We start from the raw sequence: 25051 nt of genomic DNA on the forward strand, positions 1-25051 counted from the left end.
AGATTGAATACAACAGCTTTTACGTTGTTTTTAGTAATTGTTCTTGGGACATTGGTCATTACGTACTATGCATCGAAAAAAACAAAAAATGCAAGTGATTTTTATACAGCAGGCGGAGGATTAACAGGGTGGCAAAACGGTTTAGCAATTGCAGGTGATTACATGTCCGCTGCTTCTTTTCTTGGAATTGCTGGGGCTATAGCATTAACTGGTTTTGATGGGTTCTTTTATAGTATTGGTTTTCTTGTTGCCTATTTAGTTGTATTATATCTTGTTGCAGAGCCGCTTCGAAATCTTGGGAAATTTACGTTAGCAGATATGATTGCAGCGCGCTTTGATGCAAGAAAAGTTCGCGGGGTAGCAGCGCTTAATACGATGACAATTTCGATTTTTTATATGATTGCACAGTTAGTCGGGGCAGGAGCACTTATTAAATTATTATTAGGAATTGAATATACAACGTCCGTATTGATTGTTGGGACATTGATGACTGTATATGTTATTTTTGGCGGAATGACAGCAACAAGCTGGGTCCAAATCGTTAAAGCAGTATTATTAATGGCAGGCACATTTATTATTTCAGTTATCGTGTTTGCCAAGTTTAATTTTAGTATTACAGAAATGTTTGCACAAATGAAGACAGCAACACCGCTGAAAGAAGCATTTTTAAATCCAGGTGTGAAGTATAAAATTGGTTTAGATACCATTTCTTTGAATCTAGGGCTTGTTCTTGGTACAGCGGGATTGCCGCATATTCTCGTTCGTTTCTTTACAGTTCGTGATGCTAAAACAGCTCGTCAATCTGTTGTATATGCGACGTGGCTAATCGGAGCTTTTTACATTATGACAATTTTCTTAGGGTTTGGAGCTGCGGCATTTGTTGGGAATGAGGCAATTGTCAAAGCGAATGCAGCAGGTAATATGGCAGCGCCAATGTTAGCGAAAGCGTTAGGTGGAAATCTTTTATTTGCTTTCGTTTCGGCAGTAGCATTTGCGACAATTTTAGCTGTAGTAGCAGGACTTGTTTTAACAGCTGCATCAGCGTTTGCTCATGATTTTTATAATGAAATTTTACGCCGCGGAAAAGCAACGGAAAAAGAGCAAGTAAAAATGGCACGCTATGCTTCAGTTGGAGTTGCAGTATTTTCTATTATTTTAGCGTTATTTGCACAAACATTAAATGTAGCGTTCCTTGTATCACTTGCGTTTGCTGTTGCGGCGAGTGCGAACCTACCAGTTATTTTATTTACGATATATTGGAAGCGTTTTAATACGACCGGTGCAATTTGCGGTATGCTTGTTGGGTTAACGTCTGCAATTGTCCTCGTTGCGATGAGTCCGAATGTATGGAATCCAGTGGCTGGAAAAGCAATTTTTGTTGGGGAGCCATTATTTCCATATACCACACCAGGCATAATCTCCATTCCACTTGGATTTTTAGCTGCTTATTTAGGGACGATTTTATCTAGTAAGAAAGAAGATGCCGCAAAATTTGATGAAATATTAGTAAAGTCGAATACAGGACATGGCATTAGTGACGTATCAGCACATTAAGAAACAGAGTGCTTTCTGGCTAAAGGAAAGCACTCTGTTTTTTTTACTAATTTTCCTTTTTTGAATTTTTTAATTATTCGGTAGGATTTACCTCGTTTTTGTGGAATGAAAGTTTAGGAAGAGAAAAATTAAAATCATCACGAGACACCGAACGGCTTTAAATATAAAAAGTTATCATGAGAGGTGGAATGTATGGTGAAAACGAAGCAATCTGGAGAATTATTAGCAAAAGATGAAAAATACGTATGGCATGGAATGCGTCCGTATAGTCCGAATAGTACAATGATTGGAATGAAGGCAGAGGGCTGTTGGGTAGAAGATAGTGAAGGAAACCGCTATTTAGACGGAATGAGCGGTCTTTGGTGTGTGAATAGTGGTTATGGAAGGAAAGAACTAGCTGATGCTGCGCATGAACAGCTACAAAAACTTTCTTATTTTCCTATGTCGCAATCACATGAACCAGCAATTCAATTAGCAGAAAAATTAAATGAGTGGCTTGGCGGGGAATACGTTATTTTTTTCTCGAATAGTGGATCAGAGGCAAATGAGACGGCATTTAAAATCGCTCGCCAATATTATGCATATAAAGGAGAACCGCATCGTTTTAAAATTATGGCACGCTACCGCGGTTATCATGGAAATACGATGGCTGCAATGGCAGCAACAGGACAAGCACAGCGGAAATATCAATATGAGCCGTTAGCTGCAGGTTTCTTACATGTTACACCGCCAGACTGTTATCGTATGCCTGGAATTGATGCAGAGGATATATATGATGTGGAATGTGTAAAAGAAATTGATCGCGTGATGACGTGGGAATTGAGCGAAACGATATCAGCATTTATTATGGAACCAATTATTACAGGCGGAGGTATTTTAATGCCGCCGCAAAATTATATGAAGGCTGTTCATGAAACGTGTAAAAAGCATGGGGCACTTCTTATTAGTGATGAGGTCATTTGTGGCTTCGGACGTACAGGAAAACCATTTGGATTCATGCATTATGATGTAAAGCCAGATATTATTACGACGGCAAAGGGAATTACAAGTGGATATTTACCATTGTCCGTAACGGCAGTGAAAAAAGAAATTTATGAGGCGTTTCAAGGGGCGGGAGAATACGAGTTTTTCCGCCATATTAATACATTTGGCGGAAATCCAGCCGCTTGTGCATTAGCCCTTAAAAATTTAGAAATTATGGAGAAAGAAGGCTTGATTGATCGTTCTGCTCAGATGGGATCTCTTCTATTAGAACAATTAAAAAACGCGGTTGGCGACCATCCATATGTAGGAGATATTCGCGGAAAGGGATTACTCGTTGGAATTGAACTTGTAAACGATAAAGCGACAAAAGAGCCAATTGATGGGGACAAAATTGCAAGTGTTGTGAATGCTTGTAAAGAAAAAGGATTACTTATTGGCCGCAACGGTATGACGACAGCGGGTTATAATAACATTTTAACGTTAGCACCGCCGCTTGTAATTTCTAGCGAAGAAATTACGTTTGTTGTAGAAACGGTGAGGGCGGCGATGGAACGTATTTGATAAAGTGAAACTTCCATCAGTGGTTTTTTTCATGCCCCACTGATGGTTAGTTGAACCAATCGGGCGCATGCCAGCAGTTGTCCCCCACCTATCTTCCTTGTTTCTCTTTGAATCTTGAGGTGGTGGGGGGACGGCCCGCGAATAGCGGGAGTGAAAAGCGAGCCAGAAGGATGCGGCTCGCTTTTCAGTTTGTTATTTATTACAAGTAGCGGGTACATATATAATATACTTGCTGCTTTATTGGGAGCGAGAATAAAGTGAAACTGTTATTAGCAGTGTAAAGAGAAAATATAAAAAGTGTGATTAAGCTAATGAATTCGAAATGAACGGAGAAAGAAATATGTTATTAAATCAACGTTTTACAATCGGCGAAATGGCAAAAATGCATAATATTCCTGAATCGACATTACGGTATTATGATGAAAAAGGTATCTTTCATCCAGCCATTGTTGATTCACAAACGAATTATCGGTATTACACGATTGATCAATTTTCAATGTTAGATACGATTAAATTTTTACGACAGTTAAATATACCGTTAAAAGAAATTAAACAATATATTGACGAAAGAACACCATCATTTGCAATGAATTTATTGGAAAAGCAAGAAGAGATGTTACTAAAAAAACAAAGGGAAATTGAATATACGTTAGCAAAAATAAAACATAAAATTCGTTTAATGAAAGAAGCTGTGCAAACAGATGCTCACAATGTGTTTTTTACAGAATTACCAAAACGTAAAATTAAGTCTTTACCTATTACCCCAAGCCCAAACATAACGGATGATATGTTTGAGTATTATATTCATTCACTTCAAAAAAATATGAAACAAGTAGATAATAGTTTGTTTTCGGGTGATATAGGCGTTACTGTAGCGAAAGATGCATTATTACAACATGACTTTCAAGCATACAATAGCGTATTTATTCTTCTCGATTATATGCCATTTCAAATTGCTGCTTCTCATGTAATTGAAGAGGGAATATATGCGTGTGCGTATCATCATGGACCATACGAAGAAACGGATAGGACCTATAAAAGGTTGTTACGAGCTATTGAAAAAGATGATTATGAAATATGCGGTGATGCAATTGAATTAGCGTTAATTGATTGGTCTGTAACAAGTAACCCAAAGGAGCAAGTGACGGAAATTCAAATCCCTGTGATGAAAAAAAAGATAAAGTGAAACTTCCAGCAGTGGGCGGCTTACTGTCCGCAAATAGCAGGATAAAATAAGTAGAGCATTATGAATAACAAAATATATTTTTTACTTCTCTCTTGACTTTAAAGTAACTTGAAAGTTTAAAATGTGAGCAGAGAGTCGTAAAGGAGAGTTTTGTTATGGAAGCAACTGAGACTTTAAGAGAAAAACCGATTAAAAGTTTATTTATTTCGTATTTAATTCCGGCTGTACTTGGAATGGTATTGATGTCGGTGAATATTATGATTGATGCAGTTATGGTTAGCCGAGGTGTGGGTGCGAATGGTTTGGCAGGAGTGAATGTTGCCGTTCCCGCATTTTCCATCTTTTTCTCAATCTCATTATGGATTGGAATGGGCGGAGCAACAATGTATTCTATCGCTTTAGGAGAAAATAAAGTAGAGCGAGCACGTTCTATTTTCATGCAATCTATGACGGTAGCTGTTGCTATTGTTAGTATGTTAATGATTGTTTGTTTATGGAAAATAGAAGATATCGCTTATTTATTTGGAGCAAATGATGTAATTTTACCGTATTCATTAGATTATCTACATGTATTGTTCACATTTGGAATGATATATGTATTAGAGAATATTTTAAGTACATTTATACGAAATGATGGAAATCCGAATTTAGCTATGGCAGGTCTTATTGTCACAGCGGTGTTAAATATTGTGTTTAATTATATTTTTATTTTCATTCTTGGCTGGGGTGTGACAGGATCGGCATCTGCTACTATTTTATCTGCAGCGATTGGCTTTCTTGTACTACTGAGTCATTTCTTTAGAAAAAACAGTATTTTAAAATGGACAAAATTACATTTAGAATGGGCGACTGTAAAACAAATTATGATCATTGGTTTTCCAAGTTTCACGACAGAGGTTACGGTAGCAATTGTAACGATTGGTTTTAACATTACTTTTATTCAGTATGCTGGTGAGCAAGGCGTTGCATCATATGCTATGGTAAACAGTATTCATGCTATAACGTTACTTTTATTCTTTGGAGTTGGAGCAGCACTACAGCCTATCGCGAGCTTCCATTATGGTGCAAACTTATCGGAAAGGTTGAAAGAAGGGTTACAGCTTGCGGTAAAAACAGCTATTGTACTCGGTGCTATCGCAACTATTATCGGTTTATTCTTTGGGAAATATCTTATCGGTTTATTTGACGTTCAATCTGAAGAGTTATTAAATATGACGATAATAGGAATCAGTCTATTCTTCACGCAATACGCATTTTTAGGATATAACATTGTATATGGAGAGTATTTTCAATCTGTAAGACAAACAACAAAATCTGTTTTTATTATATTGAGCCGCGGATTGCTGCTTATTATACCTCTTCTGTGGATTATGCCGAAATTGTTTGGTGTAAATGGAATATGGCTTGTAATGCCTGTGGCGGAACTATTAACAGCGTGTGCGGTATTTGCAATGAATCGTTTTTCACATCCAGTTTCTATACAAGTGTTGGCAGAGAAACATATATAATGATGAGATCCCCTTAATGTGTTTATCAAGACCTAAATTCAAAAAAACTTAAAATATAAGGGTTCCAACATATTATATATGACTAATATGTTAGAACCTTTTATTTTTGGTACTGATTTTTGAAACTGAATTTGCATAGTATTTTTCTCTATTTGAATAGAAGTAAATAAAGCACCATAAACGGTCGTTTTTGTGACAAGGATTATTTCCATTATCCATTTACACATCAAAAAAATGAATCAAATAAATATTCCAATTCATTCTCTATAATTTCTTTCAATGAAGAATAATTAAAATTACATAACATTCTATTCAGTATCTAATTGGTATTTTTTGTATTATCCCCCCTTTTCGGGGGATGGGCAAAGAAACCCAATTTAGGAATTGACACACGAACTCCAACAGGAAAATCCTTTTTAACAGTTATGTCGGCCTTTAGTGAATTTGATCGAGAAATGATTAAGGAAAAACAAATTGCTGGAATTAAACTTGCAAAACAAAAAGGAGTGTATCGAGGGAGAATAAAAAAATACACGGAACAACATGCAGGGATGAACCATGCAATTGAATTACGCCAACAAACAAAGAAAACAATTAAAGAAATTTGCGCCATCACAGGTGTAAGCCAAGCAGCTTTATATCGGAAATTAAGAGAATTAAAAAAGGATGATTCTTTAATATAGAAAAGAATCATCCTTTTTATGTAAAAATATTCCTTAACGTACAATTTTCTTTTTTTGGTCGTGTGACGCCTATTAAGGGTTTTAAATTCGTTGAAATTTTCTTCATTGTCAACTATTACTTTCTCAGCGTAATTGATTTTTTAGAATCGAGCCAATTCTTAACCCAAATACACGGCATACAAAATGGGTTTGTATATATAATTACCTCTTTCTTTTATAATATTTCTTTAAAGGTTTCTCTTTGCACCCCCATAAGACACTTGAACTCTCCATCGGATAGTTTGTGACTTTTTTCATAGATATTCATAACAACCTCTTTTTCTTTTTTTACACTAATTTATCATAAAAGCTTTAATTATCGAAGAGGTCCAATAATTCCAATTTCTAGAGCCTTTTGAACAGCTTCCTCTTTGTTACGGACTCCTAGCTTTGTATAAGCTGTGGAAGCATAATTTCTGACCGTACCATTCGATAAATATAACCTTGATGCTATGGTAGTGTATCGAAATCCCTTTGCTACTAGCTGCAATATTTCTATCTCCCTAGCTGTTAGCTCATAAGCGGTTGCTTTTGATTGTGGTGTCTCTTTTTGCTCATCAAACTTCTCAAATATTTTGTGAGACATCCCCTGATCAATCAGTGTCCCACCTTTGTGAATAAGTCGGATTGTATTAGCTAGCTCCAACGTTTCAATAGATTTGAGTAAAAAACCATCCGCACCGTTGCGAAGCGATTCCAACGCCTGTTCGGTATCCTGAAACGTTGTAAAAATCAATACGCGGATATGTGGCCATTGTTGCTTAATCTTTTTGGTTGCTTCGATTCCATCCATGTGCTGCATATCTAAATCCATAAGTATAACGTGGGGTTGAAGGCGCCCACACAAATCGATGGCTTGATTGCCATCCTCAGCCAAACCGACTACATTTAAATCTTCATATCTATCGAGCAATATACTCAAACTTTCTCGAACATACGGCTGGTCGTCTACAATCAACAAGCGAATAAGTCCATCTTTTATTTCAGTTTGTCGTGGTATGGTACAAGTAACAAGCATACCTTCCTCTGGCTTTGTATATACAGACAATTGCCCTTGCAAATTCATTGTCCGTTCTTTCATCGCATTCATACCGAAGCCTTCTTGCCATTCTACATTTCCTTTTCCATTATCTTGAACTTCCAATCTCGTATATTGTTGTTCAAACTGCAATGAAACTATAATTTCAGTCCCCTGACCATGACGTACTGCATTCGTAAGAGATTCTTGTAAGCAACGAATGAACGCGATCTTCGCTTGCCGAGACAGTTGATATTCCTCTCCGAATGTCCTAAAACTTACATTTACCTGAGCGTGCTCCTGAAATTCGGCTCCAAGATTTTGTAGAGATTGAATTAAGGAGGTTGATTGACACGGAGACTCCATTTGATGTAGGTAACCTCTCACGTCCTCGATGCTTTTACGTCCCATTTCAAGCAGAGAATCTAGCCTCTGTATACCCATTTCAGTAGCAAGCTCGGTGCGCAACGTTTCCATTCCCATAATAATAGAAGTATAAGCGTGACCAACTGTATCATGAAGCTCACTCGACAGCCTGTTTCGTTCCTCTGCCAGTGTAATGCGTTCAATCTGAGACATATATTGCTCAAGTACCGCGTTTTGTTTACGAATTGCTTCATTTTGCTTATGATTGGCGATTAATAAATGAAAAGCGAATCCCATTACATAAGCGAATCCATAATAGGTGACCATAACCCAATAGCTATTACTTGGCGCAACCGCATAGAAAATTCCAGTTGTTATAAAAACTGTTGTTGGAGCTGTCCAATAATAGGACAAATGCTTACTATTTGTAGCAATTAGAAACACCGATATAAGAAATATGTTGTAAGCTTCCGGAAATAATGAGGTTAAATATATACATTGTCCGCCATATAGCAGTATTTCTGCGAACAAATAATATTTGTAATTGAACAGTAAGGCTACCCATGGAATTGAGAAGGCAACAACCTCCCAAAGAATAATGATCCAAAGTGGCAATGTTAACCCATCCTGGAAACTTAATGTAGCTAGGATGATAGACACACTAGTAAGTAGACGTATCCCTAACATAATCCAATCATACCAAAACCAATGCTTAACCATATCTAACAAGTTATTTACCCCCTAAGTAGCCTACCTTTTTACTTCCTATATTATAAATTAATCCCTCATACATTGTTATACTTTTTAATTTTACACTGCAATTCTCTCACAGAAGGCGAACTTCTATCGATTTAGTTGCCGAATCATGCTACGTGTATAGCCCCCAATTTTCTTTGTCAAACCATCTACTATTCTAATACTTATGGCGATAAATACTATACCCATAGACATTACAAAGAGTGACTTGGCAAAAGTATCTATCTGTATGAATATAATATTCATTTCGATGTGGCGATACAGTAGTGGTGCCAACAGCAACATAAGTGGCATTACATAAAAAATGGTTGCGCTAATGAGACTAAAAATGCCAATCGCAAATTTCTGCATTAACCAATAGACAGCAGACCAAGTGCGACGATCTGTAAGCACTAATTTCACCTGAGCCCAGTTCGATGTATCTATTGTTATACTTCTATCATAAGAGTCTGTTGAAATATTTGTATAAATTTTCGTCTGTATGCGCTCGAATTGGATAAAAGGTGTAGTAGTCTGTAGTACGCGTATAACTAGTGGAATCCCAATTACCGTGAATGAAAGGGTGAAGCTGAATAGCAGAGCTATTAGATAAAAACAAAAATAAAACAATCCTGTAACGAAAGTTAGCAATAAAAAATAACCATTATGGATGAATCTTGACTTCATAAAGTTCATCGCTCCTATCTATGTAATAACCGAATCATACTGCTTTTTTTGTCATTCTCACCAGTGTAAAAGTGTCATATGACAGTTCTAAATGATGTTAAAAAGGGAAGAGCAGCCTACTTCTAGTTAAAAAAGATGCTTTTATTAATCCTCCACAAACAATCCCGTTTTTGCATCTGCAAGAACGGGATTGTTTTGTAATTTTATTTAATATGAGATGGACTTGTTTTTCGAATATGAAAAATAATATCAAATTGCTCAAGCAATGAAGTATCAAAGTATAACGAACTGTTCGGGAGGATTTGTCCCCCTATACTTAGTAATGGTCTTTTTGCTTTAACCCATTTCTCTGCTTGTCCTTTAAGGTGACGGTTATCCAATAAAAACATTTTATATGGCACTTTTCCGAGAGTATAATTGAAACTTTTTACATCTTGTGGAATAGTGTCTGTTGTAACCTTACCTCCGGTGGAAGGATTATATTCGCTATATAAGGTAAAATTCCCCTCCGTAGTTGTACTACCAATTGTGACATAATTATTGTCTAAACGTTCCTTTAAAAACTGCCCAGCAACATCAGGGTATAATTCCTCATCGATAATCCCTTTAGCTATATGAATATTGTGTGCCCATACCATCGTTTTACCACCAAATGTCTCTTGTGCCCACATTGCATGATCGGCCAAGTATTGCTCATGTAGCTTTATCATACTTGGATAGTCGTTAGGAAGTAGCATTGTGGTAAATTTCTCTATTGCACTTGCCGTTGCTTTCACCCAGATGTACTCAGGTGAAACTATTTCTGTGTTGGCTTGCTCATTCTCATCATTTAGTAATCGGGCTACTCTCTCAGCGTTTGCTTTGAACTTCTCTTTCAATTCAGGAGTAAGTTTCATATATTCCTGTATACTTCCAGTAAAAGACGATAATTCTTTATAATTTTCTTCTACTTCTGCCAGCAAATCTGGTCGATGCACCCTTACATAATCAATTACTTTATTAAAGCTACCTTGGTCCAACGCTTTTAAGTCGAGCCCAATAAATTGGATCTTTTTTTTATTTGATGGATCAGCATTATAATCTTTCATCCACTCAATCATGGCTATAATTTCATCAGTAGGATATAACAATTTTAAAAATTCCCTAGGGTTTCCTTTTCCCGTTTGGATATATTCATTTAGCTTTAAGCCGTTTCCCCAATCTTCTTCCATTGCGAAATTTGTAAAACCCATCTCAGTAACCAAATATTTCACAAGTCGAAACTTCATAGTGAAAATTTCAGAGCTTCCATGAGTATTCTCTCCTAATCCTACATATTGTGCACTCCCAATCATTTTCTTAAGTGGTTTTAAATCCTCAAATGGTTTTGACGGCTCTATCGTTTTTAATGGGTTAGCCTGTGATTGTATGGATTTAACTATATTTTTTTGGATTAATTGACCTGAGTTTTCGACTGCTACTGTTTCAGCCTTTCCTACTTCTACACATCCTGTGACTAATAAAGCTGTACTAACCATTGCAATTATGCTTTTCTTATTCATTTTTTCCACCTCAATTGAATTATTTGTAAAAGCAAGATTGATTCATTGTACTTGCACGAATCAATTGCCTTAATTCAATTGTTATTTATTCCATATCATATTTTCTAGTTACATATTGTCATAAGGTTAATTGACACAGGTCATATGCTAATCATTACACTTTTGTACTATCGGTTATGACAACTTATAAATAATAATTGCATGGATGAGTCGCAAGTAAAACTAGATTATGAATTTGGGAGGGATTTTAAAGATGAATGAATCTGTATACAAAAATATTTTTATTCTAAGTTGTGTCTGTAGAAATGACAAGAAGTAAATTCGATAAACAAGTGAATGAAAAGGGAAGGGCGGATTACAATGAGATTACACGCAAAATCGTTCCACAATAAAGATAAAATCCAACGTGCTAAAATAGGACTTCAACTCTTTCTGAGTATCTTAATCATTACTTCTATTATCCTAAATGTAGTAGTAATAATTACGAAAAGTATGCCGCTTATTGTGGTATATATGTTTACCCCAGCATTATCTTCTATTTTGACTCGCATAATACTGAAAGAAGGGTTTAAAGATGTATCTTTTAGTCTCGGTAACTTAAAGATATGGAAGGGGATTGGTTTTGCTCTGCTAATCCCTATGATTATTTGCGGAATTACTTATTCTATCGCCTGGTTGAGCGGAATTGCGGGGTTTCAGCATCCCGAAGGTGGTATGTTAGAACCAATCTACAATATGCTTGGACTTCAGTATGTAACGGCACCATTCAGTTTCATTTATCTAGTAGTATTGAGCGGCATTTTCGGAAGTTTGCTTGGCTTAATCCCAGCTTTGGGAGAAGAAATGGGGTGGCGAGGTTATATGCTCACAAGGCTAGTCGATGCAGAGTTTTCACGGCCCATCCTTATTAGTGGATTGATTTGGGCAACGTGGCATGTTCCAATTGTTATTGCTGGCCTATATGTAGCGGGACCATCTGTCGTTCTTTCAGTACTTGGTATCTATCTTTGTATTGTGCCATTCGGTTATATTACAGCTTATTTACGACTTATCACAGGTAGCATTTGGCCTTCGGTTATCATCCACGCTACTTGGAATGCCATTATTCAAGGACCTTTCACACGTGCAAGTACAGGGTATCAAACTGAGATTTGGATTGGAGAATCTGGCTTGATAACCGCTATTATTATATTAATTACTGCAATAATTACGTCTCGAATAGTAAATTTCACCAAATAGCATACAGATGTGTTTTAAATTCAATTGGTGAAATATGCTAAGGAGAAGATATGTGTAAAAACAGGCCACATCATTCCTTTTATTTCCAATATGATTTGAAATCGGTGTAAATCGATAATATAGTTGTTTAATTTTATTATGAAAATATAAGAGCCTTGCTACAATCTAGTGTGTGGTAAGGCTCTTTAAAGTTGTTTAATTTCTATACATTTAAAGGGATTTGTACTCAAAGATTATTAATAAAGTTGTTTAATTCTTATTGAACTAAAGCACCTGTTTGTTTAAGTGAATACATTTACATTTATAATGTCTCTCAAATATAATATCAGTTTATATATTCACCATTCTTCTCTAACAGGTTCAAGATAAATTGTAATTTGTTAATCGATATGTTTGTGTAACCACTGTTCAAATATCTTTAACTGTTCTTCAGTATGAAAGTAATGTTCACCTGTTTCCATGACTTCTAATTCACAACGATATTTTTTTGTAAAATAGTTAATAGTTTCAAATTCGCACATTTCATCCTTGGCTCCATACATAATATATGTATCTGTATTCCATGTATTAATAGGATGTTCTTTTACATAGCATAAATAATCCCAATATAACTTTTGACCAATAGGTGTCTCTATAGTCATTTCTTTTTGCAAAAGCTCTGGTGTTACATTAAACCATTTCATCATATTTTCGATAATTCGTTCCATATTAACTACTGGTGATAAAAATAATGCCTTTTCTAACACATCATTTTGATAGGCTAAAAGGCTAAAATAAGCTCCCATACTACATGCAAATACGCTTATTTCTTTCCAATGTTCTTTTGCGTAATTCATAATTATAGATAATTCACTAACACAAAACTGTACTTTGCAAGGAGTATTATCATTTTTTCTTTCTCCATGCTCAGGTAAATCAAAGCTTAATACTTGATAACCTTTTTGATTGGCTTCTTCAGCTAATATTTGAATAACTGCATCTTCCTTATTTGACATATTTCCATGTACTGCAATAAAAATTTTTTCACTCTTATCTCCCCATAAAACCGCGGGAATATTACTAATTTTAAAATTATCTTTAAGCATATTTCCTCCATAGAATAAGACATATAGGACTTGGCAAAAATACGCACACGTTTTATAAGCCTCTACTCAATTTTAAACAAATCAAACTATTCCTAATTTATCACAAATGAATTATAATATCTCTCTACCTCTGTATAACAGAGTCTACTTTGTATTTAAAATCTTTCCTTTTTTCCATTTCTTCAGAAGTTACAAGTTCTTATTTTGATTCCTTATTGAGCTAATTTACTCCGTTAGTGGAAGAAGGATTTTTAAACAATTATAGTATGTTTAAATGTGTTAAGGGGATTTTTTGCTATTCATAAACAGAATTTCTACTTCAAAATTCGAAGCACCACTTTCAGTATGATTTTTGTAAAAAATTGTATTGTATACATTATTCTATATTTTTATTTAAAGTGAAAATGTTACTTTTAAAGGATAAAATAGGTTGAATTGGAAAAAGGAACTACACAAATAATCAGAAGAATATTATGATGAAAAAAATAGAGAGATGGGAGTATTTGTAGAAATGCTAAAAAGAAAAAAGTGGATAACGTATGGCATGGTTCTTTTGATGATTATAGTTGGTTATATGAGTACTTTACAATACATAATTTACAAGCATGGACATATGAAAGCACCGAATGATGCAGATTATATGATTGTACTTGGTGCCCGGGTGAACGGAACAGAACCATCTTATTCTCTACAATATCGTATTGATAAAGCCGCTGAATATTTAAAAACACATCCAGAAACAACTGTAATTGTGTCTGGCGGTAAAGGAAAAGGAGAGAAAATCTCTGAAGCTTTAGCTATGAAACAAGGATTAATGGAACAGGGAATTCAAGAAGAACGAATTACAATGGAAGATCGTTCTACAAATACAAATGAAAACATACAATTCTCAAAATCTCTTATTCCAACAAATAAGAAAAAAGGAATGATCGTAACGAGCGATTTTCATATGTATCGTGCAAAAAAGATTGCGGAAAAACAAGGATTGCAGTTAGAGGGATTGTCTGCAAGAACACCCAAACCTGTTATCATTCAATCTAATGTTCGAGAATATTTGGCAATTACAAAGTATTGGCTCATGAATCAAATATAACTAGAAATCTTACAAAACTGTAATTTAGCTGAAAGGTAAAACGATAGTTTCTAAAGTTTTGGAATGGCATAATTAAAGTAACAAAAACAACAAAACTGTAGAGGTGAATCGTATGAAAAGCAATAATATTTTATCTTCATTATGTTATTTTAGTATTTTCTTTGCACCATTCTTATTTCCAATTATCGTCTACTTTATTGCTGAAGGTGACGTGAAATATCATGCAAAAAAAGCACTATGGACGCACCTAATTCCATTCATTATCTTATTTGGAGGCCTTGCTCTTTCAGGGGCAGTTGGCATTGGTATGGGAGACGCTGCAAGTATTGGTGTTGGTGTGATTGTAACCTATGTCATTTGTGCAGTTGTAGGAATTTATTATTGTGTCTGGAATATTGTAAAAGGTGTGAAGGTGTTGAAGACAGCTTAATTATGTATGAAAGGATCAATCAAATAAGATTGGTCCTTTTTTATATGTCATTTTGTTATAAGCATATCGTTTGTCTGTATGCAAAAAATATGTTAATTATTGAGTATTCAGACTACAGGAGGCAGGATATTATGAATGAAGTTATACATAAAATGGAGCAACACGTATCAGTTCGTAAATATAAAAAGGAACCGATTCCCAAGAATATAATTGAAAGAATGATTGAAGCAGCACAGCATGCGGCATCATCCCATTTTGTGCAAGCCTATTCAGTTGTATACGTAACAGATGAAGCGTTGAAGGAACAATTAGCAGAGTTATCCGGAAATCGTCACGTGAAAAGTTGCGCGGCATTCTTTGTTTGCTGTGCAGATTTAAAGCGATTGGAAATTGCATGTGAAAAGCATGGAACAGAAATTAAATCTGATACAACAGAAAATTTCATTGTGGCAACGGTAGATGCTTCCCTGTTTGCTCAAAATTTAGCACTTGCTGCTGAATCTCTTGGATATGGTATTTGTTATATTGGCGGGATTCGTAATAATCCAGAGCAAGTAAGCGAATTATTACATTTGCCGGATAAAGTATATCCAGTCTTCGGAATGACAATTGGTGTACCGGATGAAAATCATGGGGTGAAACCTCGATTATCAGTTGGAGCTATTTTACATGAAAATGTATATGATGAGAAAAAATATAATGAATTATTGGATGAATACGATCATACGACAAACCAGTATTATAAAGAAAGATTAACAAATCAAAAGGATGTGACATGGACTGGTTCAATGAGTGCGTTTATGTCACAGGAAAAGCGATTGCATATGAAAGAATTTTTGGTTAAAAAGGGATTTAATAAAAAATAATGTAGAAAAAGCGGCTATTACATAGGCCGCTTTCTTTCATGTATTTTGGAATTGTTCTACTGTTTACACGTCTCTACATCAATCCCAGCAGCAATTAATTTCTTCTCTCCTTCTTGTTCAATAATCTTTTGTAGTTTTGATAAGAACGAATCAAAATCTGTATGTTGTGCAACTTGGAATGTCATTTTATGTTCAATTGGAAGCCATGTATCAATGTCTGCTTCATTATGTTGGATTTTTACTTCTAGCTTATCTAGAGCGTTCGCTACTTTTGCTTCATATGTTTCTTTTTCTTCAAATTCCATCCATAGGTCATATAATTCTTCTCCAAGTGGACCTGACAGTGTATGTTTAATATTCAGGATTGCTTGCTGTTCGTTTTCTTGTTTTTTTCGCTTTAATTCCTCACTATTCATTGTATCAAACGCAGGGATATCACCCGCTTCAGCTTCAACCAAATCGTGAATAATTACCATTTTAAGTAACTTTTCTATATTCACTTCTTTATCTAAATAAGGCTGAACGAGGATGGCCATGAGTGACATACGCCATGTATGCTCTGCTACACTCTCCTGACGGCCGTTAGAAAGCCAACTGTGCCGCATTTCGTATTTTAGTTTTTCTGCTAGTGCAATTACTTTTAAAATATTATATTCCATATAAATCTCCCCTTTATATATGTTAATCTTAATACGAAAATGAAATGTGTCAATCACATGAATTTATTGCGATAAATAGATGAAGGGCATATAATAGGAAGGTATGAAGGCGGATTATTTAAAAGAAAAATGGCACTTTTATCCCGTATTAACGGCTCACGTCAAGAGTGAGAGAAGCGTGGGGGACAACTGTCCGTAAAAGCCCGATTGGTGAGAGCTTTCCATCAGTGTGGAATGAGATGTTTTCTTCCAACAGGGAGTTATCGTCTGCACGTGTAGCAAATATGATTTACTTGTTAATAGAAGACTATGGAATTTCAGCATCACGTTTAGCTGCAGTTGGATATGTAGATACAAAAACGGTTGCTGTAAATGATTCTCCAGAAAACTGACAAAAAACCAGTCGTGTTGTCATTTATATTAAAAAACTTTAAATTTCACTTGATAAAAATGTTATATTTTTCCATTTTATTTATCTAATTTAAAAAAATAACAAAAATACAAGTATTCTTTTAAAAAAATATTTAAATTTTATCATTTTATTTTGTATAATGAAGGAGAATGTTAACATTAAATATTAAGATATCTCTATACATAGAAAGGGAGAATTATTAGAATGGCACATAAAATTTTAGTTGTAGATGATGCAATGTTTATGAGAACGATGATTAAAAATTTATTAAAAAGCAGTACTGAGTTTGAAGTAATTGGTGAAGCAGAAAATGGAATTGAAGCAATTCAAAAATATAAAGAGTTGCAGCCAGATATTGTAACACTTGATATTACAATGCCAGAAATGGATGGATTAGAAGCGTTAAAGGAAATTATAAAGATTGATGCAAGCGCAAAAGTTGTCATTTGCTCTGCTATGGGGCAACAAGGTATGGTACTGGATGCAATTAAAACCGGAGCAAAAGATTTTATTGTAAAACCGTTCCAAGCGGATCGTGTAATTGAAGCATTAACAAAAGTAGCAACAAACTAACATACAAAATAACCGGAGGCGCCAACTTGAACATAAGCTATTGTATATGTAATGAAAAAGGGTGCCTCCTTTTTATATCCTTTCTATTAGTTTATGAAACATTAAATTAATATACATAAATTATAAGTTTTCAGGACGGACAGGTAGGGGATTGATATGCAAACAGACTTATTAAGCATTTTTTTCGAAGAGTCAGAAGAGCATTTACAAGCATTAAATGAAAATGTGCTCATATTGGAGCAAAAACCAGGAGATATGGAAGTTGTTGGGGAAATTTTCCGATCTGCACATACATTTAAGGGGATGTCTGCTAGTATGGGCTTCACAGAAATGGCAGATTTAACTCATAAAATGGAGAATGTATTAGACGAAATTCGTCATGGCAATATGGCTGTAAATGCTAACATTATTGATGTGATTTTCGAATGTATCGATAATTTAGAGAAAATGGTGGCGGATGTGCAGCAAGGTGGTATGGGGAACATTCATGTTGCTAGTACAAAACAAAAATTAGAAGCATTGCTTCATGGTGAGCAACCTGTGGAACAAGCTGAAAACGAGATAGAGCAAAACCAAGATGATAAAGCATCTCTTGTAGTACATATTTCTATTCAGCAGCAGGCAATGTTAAAAGCGGTGCGCGCGATTATGTGTATTGAGGCATTGAGTAGCCTTGGAGAAATTGAAAAAACAGTACCGACTGTAGAGGAAATTGAAGCGGATACGTTTGATTTTGAATTTACCGTCTATTTAAAAACAGAGCGAAGCGAAGAAGAAATTCAACAAGCTGTACTTCACGTATCTGAAATTGAAAAAGCAGAAGTAAAGAGATTAGAAGAATTGTCGCCTGTAAAAATAGAGGAAAAGCAATCTGTTCAAGAGAAAGAACTTTCACAGCAATCAGCAGTAAAAGAACCTGCGAAGGCAAAAGGTAAAAGTGCAAAGGTTGAAAATCGTTCGATTCGTGTACAACTTGATAAAATTGAGCGCTTAATGAATATGTTTGAAGAAAGTGTCATTGAACGCGGCAGAATTGACGAGTTAGCAGAATCCATTCAAAACAAAGAATTGATTGAGCATTTGAACCGATTAGGAGACATTTCAAAGGATATTCAAAATGTTCTACTGAATATGCGCATGGTTCCAATTGAAACGGTTTTTAATCGTTTTCCACGTATGGTACGTATGCTTGCAAAAGAGCTTGGAAAGAAAATTGATTTGCAAATTACTGGTGAGGATACAGAAGTCGATAAGATTGTTATTGATGAGATTGGGGATCCGCTTGTACATATTATCCGTAATGCAATCGACCATGGTATTGAAACTGTTGATGCAAGGCGCAATGCTGGAAAAAGCGAAACAGGAACAATTAAACTCGAGGCATTTCATAGTGGTAATCATGTTGTCATTCAAATTTCTGATGATGGCAGCGGTATTCATAAAGGAAGAGTATTGAAAAAAGCGATTCAAAATGGCGTTGTGACAGAAGCAGAAGCGAATAAACTAACGGACCGTGAAGTGTACGAGCTTATTCTTGCACCGGGATTTAGTACAGCGGAAGTTGTTTCTGATTTATCCGGCCGCGGTGTAGGGCTAGATGTTGTGAAACATACAATTAATAGTTTAGGTGGACATGTAATTATTGATTCAGAAGAAGGGAAAGGAAGTACGTTCCGCATCGAGCTGCCGTTAACACTTTCCATCATTCAATCGATGCTTGTTCAAACAAATGAAACACGCTATGCCCTGCCGCTTGGAAATATCGTTGAAGCGGTTCGCATTAGAAAAGAAGATATTCAAACACTGCAAGGAAAAGATATTTTAAATTATCGTGATCAAGTTATTGAAGTAAAACATTTAAGTGTTATTTTCGGTGAAAAGACACTAGAAGAAGCATTGGCAGCATATGAGGGACAAATGGTTCCAGTATTAATTGTGCGTAACTCACGTCGCAGTTACGGATTAGTTGTAAACACGATTATTGGTCAAAGAGAAATTGTATTAAAATCACTTGGAGACTTTTTTGCTGATAGTGTAACATATTTTTCTGGTGCAACGATTCTTGGTGACGGACGGGTAGTTCTCATTTTGAATCCGGAAGGTTTATAAGATGAATAAACTCCTCAACGTATATGGTTGGGGAGTTTTAGATTATCTTGCTACTTGCGGATAACAATCGCTCTACCGTAAGCTTCAGAAGAAGCAAAGATATGCTGCTGGTATGTGCCCGATTAGGCGGGCTTTCCATCAGTGGGGGATGAAGAAAACTCTACTGATGGAAGTTTCACTCTATATATTAGCTGTTTTTTGTAATAAATTTGTTAAAATGTATAGAATATAGTTGTTTTCTTCAGCAATTTTGTATTTAATTTTATATGGACATTAAATTATTAAAATGTAAAAATGCCATGATGATATAGAGAAAGAGCGATATGAGGGGGTTTAGCAAATGGCTGAACAACATAGACATGGAGACGGTGATACACTTGTACTTGAGAAAGATCATTCACATTTATTAACACAACAAGAATGTGATATTCTCGGAGAAATTGCAAATATATCATTTGGCTCAGCTTCAACGGTATTGTCCACGTTATTAAATCGACAAGTTAGTATAACTACTCCTAGTGTAGAAGTAGTAGATTTATATGATACGAGAGAAGTTGAAATTCCACATGTTGTATTAAATATTCATTTTACAAAAGGTCTTGAGATGGAGAACTTGCTTGTGATCAAGCAAGATGTTGCATTAGCAATTGCTGATTTAATGATGATGGGAACGGGCGAAGTTGAAGACGGAAGAGAACTATCCGAATTAGAACTAAGTGCTGTTAAAGAAGCAATGAATCAAATGATGGGATTTGCAGCAACTTCTATGTCAGAATTTTTTCAAGATGTTGTAGATATGTCTCCTCCAACAATCCAAGTTGTTACTCTAACAGAAGAGATGGAGAAAATTTCTAAAGTAGATAGTAGTGGTAGCGGTGCAATTATTAAAATATCATTTGATTTGAAAATTGATGATTTGGTAAGTTCAAAGCTTGTACAAATTGTTTCAATAGAAAGCGCAAAAAAAATGGTAAACAAGCTTCTGCAATTATCAGGAGATGTAGAAGAGAAAGAAAATCCTTCAGTAGCATTGTTGACACAAGAAGAAAAAGATGTTCTTGGGGAGATTGCAAATATATCAATCGGCTCGGCTTCTACTGTTTTATCAACATTACTGAATCAACCTGTAAGCATCAGTATACCGCAAGTTGAAACGATTAATGTCCGCGATTATAATAGTGTGCCTGTGCCGTTTGTTATCTTAAATGTAGATTTCATTGAAGGATTACAACATGAAAATATATTTGTATTTTCAAAAGATGTTGCTTTAACGATGGTAGATTTAATGATGATGGGAACGGGCGAAATTGATCCGGAACAAGAGCTAACTGAATTGGAATTAAGCGGTGTAAAAGAGGTTATGAACCAAATGATGGGGCATGCAGCGACAGCAATGTCTGAAATGTTCTCAGAGAAAATGGATATTTCACCGCCAACAGTTAAATTTGTCACTCTTCAAGAAGAAATGGAGAGTATGAGTGGAACTAGTATGATGGATGAACTCGTCCAAATTACATTTCAACTGGAGATTGGCAATTTAGTTCATTCGAAGATGTATCAAATCTTGCCAATACCAGAAGCAAAGGCAATGGTAAGGCGTCTACTTCCACAGGTAGAAGAGGAAGTAAAAATAGAGAAGGAACAAGTAGAAGTTCCTCGAGTAGAAGAATCTACAGCGGAGCCTGTACAGCTACAAGAGATTTCTCCTAGTACAAAGGATAAAGTTAATACATATGTGCAAACGGATATATTACAAAATGTAGAAGTGAATTTGAAATTTGTATTTGGAAGTACGATGAAAACAATTGAAGATATTTTAAGTTTACATGAAAATGAAACAGTGCTACTGGATGAAAGTACCGAGGAGTCGATTCAAATTTATGTAAATGATGTGTTAGTGGCTTACGGAGAACTTGTAAATGTCGATGGATTTTTCGGTGTGAAAGTAATTAAATCGTTGTAATTCATCATGCTAGGAGTTAGAAATGAAAAATATAAGGTATTTTCTCAGCAGCTGTATGGTTTTGCAACTGTTCATGCTGTTTCCTATATATAGTAGGGCAGAAGCAATTGAGAATCCTCCTGCTGCAAAACAAGAAAATAATGAACAAGTAGAAGAACAAAATATAAACACGGAAATAGGACATATTACCGTAAGTACGACAAAAGCTATTGTCGGTGAAACAATTCACATTGCGATTGAACCAAAAGAATTACGTGTTCAAAAATTGCTAGGGCGGCTTCGTTTATCCAATAACGAACAGCAATATGAACAAGAACGCCAGTTATCTTTTACATACGATGAAGAGATGAAACGATGGACTGCAAACTATACAGTTACCCCGTACGATTTAGAGGGGAGTTGGCAGCTTGATATTCTTATGTATGGTGACGGAGAACCGATAGAGCAAAAAGTAGATCTTGTGCAAATTGAAAATAAAGAACCTCTTCCAGATAAGGAAGGTCCAAAGTTGGAGGGATTTCTGATTTTGGATCATCCAGAGGGTACACTTGAAATGAAAAAAGGTGAATCATTGACTATTCATGCTAAAGGAAAAGATGAGGCATCAACTGTGAAACAAATTACAGTTCGATTAGAAGGGAAAGAAACAAATTTCTCCTTCCCGCTTCAATATGATAAAAAAGAAGATAGCTGGATAGGGACGTATAAAATGACCGAAGCAATGCCAATTGGTGTATACAAACTTATGATTGAATTAGTTGATGCAGCGGGGAATACAAGTGTGACGGAAAGTCAGTACGTTGTTTCAGTTGTAGAAGAGCAAAAGACAGCAGATTCAACGAAGGAACAATCGGAAGAACAAAAACAGCAGGAAGAAACAAAAGTTTTAACCCCTTCGAAAGAGGCAATTATTACAATAACAGAACCATCAAAACAAAAGCAGCATGATATTAGTCATACACAAGATGTAGAAGTAAAAGAGACACAAAAAGCACTACATAATAAAGGCGTAGTACAATCAAAAAAGGAAAACAAAAAAGAAGACAAGAAAGAAGATAAGAAAGAAGATAAGAAACAACAGACTGGGGTACATTCTTCTGATTTATTTGCCATCATATCTGGAGGGTTTTTAGTATTTTTCATACTAAAAAGTAATAAAGACTGGGGTTCATAGAGTAAAACTTTCGTCGATCATGGCTTTGTTGATTGGATAAAAATAAAGCGCTGCAGTGAATAACTGCAGCGTGTATAAGAAGGAGGGCTGTTTATGGAAATTAATCGAGTGACACCAGGAAAAACAACATTTGAACCATTACAACAGCCTTCAAGTTTGAATAAAGGGGAAGTAACTACACAGCAAAAACAGAATACAATATCGTTTGCGGTTGACCGTCATATCGTTACAAAAGGAGAGCAAATTGGAATTATAGTATCAAATGTTCAAGAAGGGCAAGTTGCTGTGCGCATCATTTTAAATGAACTAAAGTCAGTCTTACAATTGTTTCAGCAGCTACAATCGTTATCGGAGCAGCCAAAGGGACAAAATGAGCAAATGTATCAAGGTATTTTACAAAACGTGCAGGAGCTTGTAAAACATGTACATGTTCGGCAAATTCCATTATTAGATGGAACATACGATTTTATTGAATTGCCGGTCTCTTTTCAGCAATATGGGAAACAAGTGACGATACCTTTGCTAGATGTCCTTGCTTTTACTCATATGCTAGAGCACGATCCTTCTAAAGTAGAGATGGTCGTTCAAACGATAACAGCTTATATGATGAAGCTATCAAACGAAAGTACAGGTATTGATGCAACAACTATTGTTTCAAAAGAACGTGATGTCGGTATGTGGAGAGCGTTAGCTGAAATGAGTATGACACAGTTTTCGCAACAAATGAAACAATGGACAATGCAACATAAATGGTCAATTACAATCTTTTTTCTACTCATTTGGATGATTTGTATATTTGTTATATAGGGGTAACAATGTAATCTCTTTATTTTTATATAGAGATTTAAAGGGAGAAAATACAATGAGTTTAGTAAAAAAGATTACAATCGTGAATTCAATTTTTATTATATTACTCGTACTGTTGTCTGTTTGTAGTAGTTTTGTTGTGTATACGTATGATCAAAAAAGACAACGTACAATGATGGAAGCGAACGAAACGATGCAGTTATATGATTCTATTAGCTTTCAATTTATGTCTGCTACAGCTTCAGTTCAAAATGCCTTTATACAAGAACCAAATGATGATCGTAGTGAGGAGGAACGAATAGAGGAATCAGTTGCAAAGTTTAACGATGCAAAGAAGGCGTATGAGCATATTCAACAGGACGTGGAGAAACTCGGAAAGAGTAGCTATACGACAAATTTTTATAAGCAATTGCAATTGCAAGTTACTGAGGGGAATAAGCAAATTGGTGAATTGCAAAATGTAATAAAGCAAGATCGTCTGCAAGCATATATTCAAGCAAAACAGGCACTTCGAGTAATTGATTCTGGTGTGAATTTAGCGAATACACAAAAAAATTCGATTCAAGAAACATTAAGAAATCGTGTGGATAAGATTGAAGGGACGATACAGGCTATTCGAACTAGCATTACTGTGATGATGGTTATTGTAAGTATCGTTCTGATTATTGTTAATTTCTTTATGATTAAGCGTTCTTTACAACCGTTAAGTCAAGTGGCTCGTAAGTTAGAAGCTTTTTCGGGTGAGGAAGCAGATTTATCATTTCGTCTTCAGTATAAAAAACGTGATGAAATTGGCCGCCTTGTAATCGGATTTAATAGCTGTATGGATGAATTGCAGCGAATGATGCTTCATATTAAAGAAGTAACAAAAGCAGTAACGGAACAATCGAATCACGTTATGATTACGTCGAGTGAAGTGGCTGCATCGGTTTCAGGACAGACAGGGACACTTACAAATATGTCCACACATATGGCTGAACAAGCAACCGTGATGAACGGTAGTTTACAAGCCGTTGAAGACATGTCTAATCGTGTGCAGCGTGTAGCAGAAGCGGCGTCTTATGTTGCTGAAACGACGGGACATGCAACGCATCAAGCAGAGGATGGGTGCACGCAAATTCGTCAATCTGTAGAGCAAGTCGATACGATTCATCAGTCAGTAAATCATACAGCAAATGTAATTGGTAGTTTAGCATCAAGTTCAAAGCAAATTGAAAGATTAATTGAAGCGATCCGTGATATCGCTGAACAGACAAATTTATTAGCGCTTAATGCTTCTATCGAAGCAGCGCGTGCTGGAGAGCACGGACGAGGATTTGCTGTCGTTGCCGAGGAAGTGCATAAATTAGCAGAACAGTCTAAAGGAGAAACAGCAGAAATCCAAGGGTTTATTATGCAAATTTATAATGATATTCAACGAGCAACCGTGGCGATTTCGCAAGGTGTCATGGAATCAAAAAAAGGACAAACGATGATGTATAAAGCAGGTGCGGCTGTGGATGGTATCGTACAAGAAATTGCAAAAATTGCAAATGAAATGCAAGAAGTATCTGTACAAACAGAGGAAATGACAACGTATGTGGAAGATATGCAGCAAACGTTAGAAACAGTTGCAAATCAATCAATGCAGTATGCAGAGCAAACAGAACAAATTTCAGTGCAGGCTCGTGAACAGGCTGCAGCAGTTGATATGATGAAACAAGAAGCAGAATCGTCTAAATATATGTCTAATGAACTTTCAAGTGTGATTGGTCGCTATAAATTATCCTAGTTTATTTC

At 35.6% G+C, this 25051-nt stretch carries 18 protein-coding genes and 4 pseudogenes; 17 read left to right on the forward strand and 5 right to left on the reverse strand.

Annotation, left to right across the window (positions count from 1 at the left end; all coding sequences use genetic code 11):
- Positions 1–3: 3 nt before the first annotated feature.
- From AB1284_RS06295 to AB1284_RS06315, 5 genes and pseudogenes are all read left to right on the forward strand, one after another.
- Positions 4–1554: a solute symporter family protein gene (locus AB1284_RS06295; protein ID WP_429750814.1), complete on the forward strand. Its 1551-nt coding sequence runs from the start codon at positions 4–6 to the stop codon at positions 1552–1554.
- Positions 1555–1746: 192 nt separating this feature from the next.
- Positions 1747–3099, forward strand: a complete 1353-nt coding sequence (locus tag AB1284_RS06300; protein WP_429750812.1) for an aspartate aminotransferase family protein — start codon at positions 1747–1749, stop codon at positions 3097–3099.
- 340 nt (positions 3100–3439) lie between these two features.
- A complete protein-coding gene (locus AB1284_RS06305; protein ID WP_429750810.1) occupies positions 3440–4285 on the forward strand; it encodes a MerR family transcriptional regulator in 846 nt (281 codons plus the stop codon).
- Between the two features lie 155 nt (positions 4286–4440).
- Positions 4441–5793, forward strand: coding sequence for an MATE family efflux transporter (locus AB1284_RS06310; protein ID WP_429750808.1), 1353 nt, complete (start codon positions 4441–4443; stop codon positions 5791–5793).
- A gap of 374 nt (positions 5794–6167) precedes the next feature.
- A pseudogene (locus AB1284_RS06315) lies at positions 6168–6476 on the forward strand (recombinase family protein); the annotation flags it as partial.
- Between the two features lie 355 nt (positions 6477–6831).
- Here AB1284_RS06315 and AB1284_RS06320 read toward each other — a convergent pair.
- From AB1284_RS06320 to AB1284_RS06330, 3 genes are all read right to left on the reverse strand, one after another.
- Complete coding sequence (locus tag AB1284_RS06320; RefSeq protein WP_429750806.1) at positions 6832–8628, reverse strand: response regulator; 1797 nt, start codon at positions 8626–8628, stop codon at positions 6832–6834.
- A 114-nt stretch (positions 8629–8742) separates the two neighbouring features.
- The gene (locus AB1284_RS06325) at positions 8743–9321 is read right to left on the reverse strand and encodes a sensor domain-containing protein (protein WP_429750804.1); all 579 of its coding nucleotides are present in this window, start codon (positions 9319–9321) and stop codon (positions 8743–8745) included.
- Positions 9322–9524: 203 nt separating this feature from the next.
- The gene (locus AB1284_RS06330) at positions 9525–10862 is read right to left on the reverse strand and encodes an erythromycin esterase family protein (protein WP_429750802.1); all 1338 of its coding nucleotides are present in this window, start codon (positions 10860–10862) and stop codon (positions 9525–9527) included.
- Between the two features lie 360 nt (positions 10863–11222).
- Between AB1284_RS06330 and AB1284_RS06335 the strand changes: the two genes are divergently transcribed.
- Positions 11223–12101, forward strand: coding sequence for a CPBP family intramembrane glutamic endopeptidase (locus tag AB1284_RS06335; RefSeq protein ID WP_429750800.1), 879 nt, complete (start codon positions 11223–11225; stop codon positions 12099–12101).
- 380 nt (positions 12102–12481) lie between these two features.
- Here AB1284_RS06335 and AB1284_RS06340 read toward each other — a convergent pair whose 3' ends face one another.
- Positions 12482–13186, reverse strand: a complete 705-nt coding sequence (locus AB1284_RS06340; protein ID WP_429750798.1) for an alpha/beta hydrolase — start codon at positions 13184–13186, stop codon at positions 12482–12484.
- Between the two features lie 511 nt (positions 13187–13697).
- Here AB1284_RS06340 and AB1284_RS06345 point away from each other — a divergent pair.
- From AB1284_RS06345 to nfsA, 3 genes are all read left to right on the forward strand, one after another.
- Positions 13698–14279, forward strand: a complete 582-nt coding sequence (locus tag AB1284_RS06345; protein WP_429750796.1) for a YdcF family protein — start codon at positions 13698–13700, stop codon at positions 14277–14279.
- A gap of 112 nt (positions 14280–14391) precedes the next feature.
- Complete coding sequence (locus AB1284_RS06350) at positions 14392–14709, forward strand: DUF4870 domain-containing protein (protein WP_429750794.1); 318 nt, start codon at positions 14392–14394, stop codon at positions 14707–14709.
- A gap of 131 nt (positions 14710–14840) precedes the next feature.
- Positions 14841–15575 carry an oxygen-insensitive NADPH nitroreductase gene (nfsA, locus tag AB1284_RS06355; RefSeq protein ID WP_429750792.1) on the forward strand — a complete coding sequence of 245 codons (735 nt, stop codon included), beginning with the start codon at positions 14841–14843 and terminating at the stop codon, positions 15573–15575.
- Positions 15576–15631: 56 nt separating this feature from the next.
- Here the strand turns inward: nfsA and AB1284_RS06360 are convergent, their stop codons facing one another.
- On the reverse strand, positions 15632–16234 hold the full coding sequence (locus AB1284_RS06360; protein ID WP_429750790.1) for an HD domain-containing protein: 603 nt from the start codon (positions 16232–16234) through the stop codon (positions 15632–15634).
- 227 nt (positions 16235–16461) lie between these two features.
- Here AB1284_RS06360 and AB1284_RS06365 point away from each other — a divergent pair.
- From AB1284_RS06365 to AB1284_RS06400, 8 genes and pseudogenes are all read left to right on the forward strand, one after another.
- Positions 16462–16626, forward strand: a pseudogene (locus tag AB1284_RS06365) (OmpA family protein); the annotation flags it as partial.
- Between the two features lie 224 nt (positions 16627–16850).
- Positions 16851–17219 carry a response regulator gene (locus tag AB1284_RS06370; protein WP_429750788.1) on the forward strand — a complete coding sequence of 123 codons (369 nt, stop codon included), beginning with the start codon at positions 16851–16853 and terminating at the stop codon, positions 17217–17219.
- Positions 17220–17375: 156 nt separating this feature from the next.
- A pseudogene (locus AB1284_RS06375) lies at positions 17376–17624 on the forward strand (Hpt domain-containing protein); the annotation flags it as partial.
- A 189-nt stretch (positions 17625–17813) separates the two neighbouring features.
- Positions 17814–19328: pseudogene (locus tag AB1284_RS06380) on the forward strand (chemotaxis protein CheW); the annotation flags it as partial.
- A 340-nt stretch (positions 19329–19668) separates the two neighbouring features.
- On the forward strand, positions 19669–21291 hold the full coding sequence (locus AB1284_RS06385; RefSeq protein WP_429750787.1) for a flagellar motor switch protein: 1623 nt from the start codon (positions 19669–19671) through the stop codon (positions 21289–21291).
- 22 nt (positions 21292–21313) lie between these two features.
- Positions 21314–22465: an Ig-like domain repeat protein gene (locus AB1284_RS06390; protein ID WP_429750785.1), complete on the forward strand. Its 1152-nt coding sequence runs from the start codon at positions 21314–21316 to the stop codon at positions 22463–22465.
- A 93-nt stretch (positions 22466–22558) separates the two neighbouring features.
- Positions 22559–23272 (forward strand): hypothetical protein, encoded by a 714-nt coding sequence (locus AB1284_RS06395; protein WP_429750784.1) that lies wholly within the window; start codon positions 22559–22561, stop codon positions 23270–23272.
- Positions 23273–23951: 679 nt separating this feature from the next.
- The gene (locus tag AB1284_RS06400) at positions 23952–25043 is read left to right on the forward strand and encodes a methyl-accepting chemotaxis protein (protein WP_429761869.1); all 1092 of its coding nucleotides are present in this window, start codon (positions 23952–23954) and stop codon (positions 25041–25043) included.
- Positions 25044–25051: the final 8 nt, after the last annotated feature.

The organism is Bacillus sp. S2(2024) (genome assembly GCF_050474045.1).
Taxonomy (GTDB): domain Bacteria; phylum Bacillota; class Bacilli; order Bacillales; family Bacillaceae_G; genus Bacillus_A; species Bacillus_A yunxiaonensis.